The 2972-nt window shown below is 71.3% G+C and carries 4 protein-coding genes and 1 pseudogene; 1 reads left to right on the top strand and 4 read right to left on the bottom strand.

All coding sequences use genetic code 11. The annotated features are described in order from the left end of the window. From ABD327_RS15020 to rimP, 4 genes are all read right to left on the bottom strand, one after another. On the bottom strand, positions 1 to 517 hold a 517-nt coding region (locus ABD327_RS15020), incomplete at its 3' end, for a translation initiation factor IF-2 N-terminal domain-containing protein (RefSeq protein WP_344450974.1). Positions 518 to 631: 114 nt separating this feature from the next. After that, a complete protein-coding gene (locus ABD327_RS15015; protein ID WP_344450973.1) occupies positions 632 to 943 on the bottom strand; it encodes a YlxR family protein in 312 nt (103 codons plus the stop codon). Further along, positions 906 to 1937 carry a transcription termination factor NusA gene (nusA, locus tag ABD327_RS15010; protein ID WP_344450972.1) on the bottom strand — a complete coding sequence of 344 codons (1032 nt, stop codon included), beginning with the start codon at positions 1935 to 1937 and terminating at the stop codon, positions 906 to 908. Before nusA ends, ABD327_RS15015 begins: the two co-directional genes overlap by 38 nt. Further along, on the bottom strand, positions 1927 to 2475 hold the full coding sequence (gene rimP, locus ABD327_RS15005) for a ribosome maturation factor RimP (protein WP_344450971.1): 549 nt from the start codon (positions 2473 to 2475) through the stop codon (positions 1927 to 1929). Before rimP ends, nusA begins: the two co-directional genes overlap by 11 nt. A 156-nt stretch (positions 2476 to 2631) precedes the next feature. Here rimP and ABD327_RS15000 point away from each other — a divergent pair. Next, positions 2632 to 2972, top strand: a pseudogene (locus ABD327_RS15000) (hypothetical protein); the annotation flags it as partial.

Below are 2972 nucleotides of genomic sequence, written 5' to 3'. Positions count from 1 at the left end.
GGCCCGGGGTCGGGCGCGGGCCCGGCCTGGGACCGGGACCCGCGGCCGGCGAGCCCTGCTGCGGCGCCGGGGGAACCGGCGGGCGCGGGGCGGCCGGGGCCTGCGGGGCGGCCGGGACCTGGGGAACCTGGGGAACCTGCGGGACCTGAGGCGCCTGCGGGGCCTTGGGGACCTCCGCGACGGGCGTCTCGGGCACCGGCGGGCGCGGGCCCGGCTTGGGCGCCGCGGGGCCGGGGCGCGGGCCCGGCTTGGGGGCTCCCGCGGAGGCGGGACCCGGCTTCGGAGCCGCGGGGCCGGGCTTGGGGCCCGGACGCGGCGCGGAGGGACGGGGGCCGCCAGACCTGGCGCCACCCGAAGGGGACTTACCGAACGCTTCGGTGAGCCGACGAACTACCGGCGCCTCGATGGTCGAGGACGCTGACCGGACGAACTCGCCCATTTCCTGGAGCTTGGCCATGACGGCCTTGCTCTCTACACCGAACTCTTTGGCGAGTTCGTACACCCGGACCTTGGCCACTGCACTCCCAATCTGGCCCGGGTTCGTGTCGCCGGGCCGTCGCTAACCAGTCATCGCGTACTGCTCATCGAGCGCTCATAGCAATCTCGACCTGCTTCCGACTAGATCTCTTACTCACACGGTGCTGTCTCGCAGATACCGCAGCAGACCAGAACTATCGGGCACCGCTCCCAAACGCAAGGCCCGGGAGAACGCCCGACGGCGAATCGCCTGCTCCAGACATCCGAGATCGTGATGCAGCCAAGCACCACGTCCCGGCAGTCGCTTACCGGGGTCAGGGAGGAGTACTCCCTCCACCGCCACGACGCGCAACAAGTCAGCGCGGGCCGCCCGAATCCGGCAGCCCACACACGTGCGCTGCGGGGCCGAGAGGCCATCACCCACCAGTCTACCCCGCCGGAGCCTCGGCGGGGTCGGCGGTCTCATCCCCCGGACCGGCGGGGGTGTCGGGACGGATGTCGATCCGCCAGCCGGTGAGCCTGGCCGCGAGACGCGCATTCTGTCCTTCTTTGCCGATCGCCAGCGACAACTGGTAGTCCGGAACGATCACCCGGGCCATCCGCTGCTCCGCGTCCACGACCTCGACACTGTTAACCCTCGCGGGCGACAGGGCATTCCCGACGAACGTCGCGGGGTCCTCCGACCAGTCCACGATGTCGATCTTCTCGCCGTGCAGTTCGGTCATGACGTTGCGGACCCGGCTGCCCAGCGGTCCGATGCAGGCGCCCTTGGCGTTCACCCCGGGCTTGCGCGAACGAACCGCGATCTTGGTGCGGTGCCCCGCCTCGCGGGCGACCGCGGCGATCTCGACGGTGCCGTCGGCGATCTCCGGGACCTCCAGCGCGAAGAGCTTGCGCACCAGGTTCGGGTGGGTGCGGCTGAGCATCACCGACGGGCCGCGGTGGCCCTTGCGGACCTGGACCACGTAGGCCTTGATCCGCTCGCCGTGCTCGTACGCCTCGGTCGGGACCTGCTCCTGCGGCGGCAGCACCGCCTCGAGCCTGCCCAGGTCGACCTGGACGTTGCGCGGGTCCTTGCCCTGCTGGATCACGCCGGCGACGATGTCGCCCTCGCGTCCCGCGTACTCGCCGAAGGTCAGCTCGTCCTCGGCGTCCCGCAGCTTCTGCAGGATGATCTGCTTGGCCGTGGTCGCCGCGATCCGGCTGAAGTCGTCCGGGGTGTCGTCGTACTCCCGGCCGGGCCGGAGGATCTCGCCGTCCTCGCCGGTCTCCGGGTTCTCCGTCGCCCAGACCGTCACGTGCCCGGTCTTGCGGTCCAGTTCCACCCTGGCCTTGTCGGCCGCGCCCTCGGTGCGGTGGTAGGCGATCAGCAGTGCGTCCTCGATCGCCCTGACCACGACCTCGAACGAGATGTCCTTCTCTCGCTCCAGGCTGCGCAAAACGTTGATGTCAATGTCCATGAGGATCCCCGTCCCCACCTTCCTCTTCGTCGTGGAGCAGGTCCTCTGCCTCTATCCGGCGGAACTCCACCTGGACCCTGCCCGGACCCGCGGCCGCCAGCGGGAAGACCTGCTCCCCGCCCGCCACGTCCAGCCGGATCTCTTCCTCGTCCGCGCCGAGCACCCGCCCTTGCACCTCCGCGCCCTCGGTGGTGGTGAACTTCACCAGCCGCCCCGCGGCCCGGCGCCAGTGGCGCGGCTGCGTGAGCGGGCGGTCCACTCCGGGCGAGGTGACCTCGAGCACGTAAGGGCCGCCGCCCAGGACGTCCGTCTCGTCGAGCACCGCCGCGACGCCGCGGCTGACCACCGCGATGGCGTCGAGGTCGACGCCGCCGTCGGCGTCCACGATCACCCGGACCACCCGCCGCTTGCCCGCCTGGGAGACGGTGACGTCCTCCAGGTCGTGGCCGGACTCCGCGACCACCGGCGTGAGCAACTCGACCAGCGCGGCCTTCTGGCGGTCCCCCCGAACGCGTCCATCGCGCGCTGCTGCGCTCACGGGACCTCCCTATTGGCTCTTTCGGGCGCTATATCTACGCTCTGACCAGACAAGACTATCGACAGCCTGACCCCAGGGTGTGTATTCGCGCGCTCCGACCCCCTGTGTGGGATGCTGTCCACCGCCTTCAAGCGATCTTTTTCGGAGGAGTCCCGCTTGCCCGTCCACGTCTCCCGCCGCGCCGTGCTGGGCGGTGCGGCCGGGCTGGCCTGCCTCGCGGGCTGCCAGAGCCCCGCGCCGCGCGACCTCGCGCCCGGACCCGAGGTGGCGGTCCTGCTCGGCGCGATCGCGGACGAGGAGCGCCTGATATCCCTCTACGAGCAGGTCACCACCGCCTACTCCGGTCTGTCCAGCGCCTTCACCGACGCTTTGCGCGATCATCGGGAGCATCTGGAGGTGCTGCGCCGCCACTACGTCCCCGGGACCGGGGGCGCCACGGCCACTCCCCCGGTCTCCGCCACGCCCTTCGCCCCGCCGTCGAGCGCGGCCGAGGCGGT

The organism is Actinocorallia aurantiaca (assembly GCF_039533685.1).
Lineage (GTDB): Bacteria > Actinomycetota > Actinomycetes > Streptosporangiales > Streptosporangiaceae > Actinocorallia > Actinocorallia aurantiaca.
Note: the sequence above shows the minus strand (reverse complement) of the source record. Positions and strands in the feature narration are given on the sequence as shown.

Excerpts from the sequence above, each read along its gene's own strand:
- ABD327_RS15015 (WP_344450973.1), bottom strand. The coding sequence starts at position 943 with ATGAGACCGCCGACCCCGCCGAGGCTCCGGCGGGGTAGACTGGTGGGT.
- nusA (WP_344450972.1), bottom strand. The coding sequence starts at position 1,937 with ATGGACATTGACATCAACGTTTTGCGCAGCCTGGAGCGAGAGAAGGAC.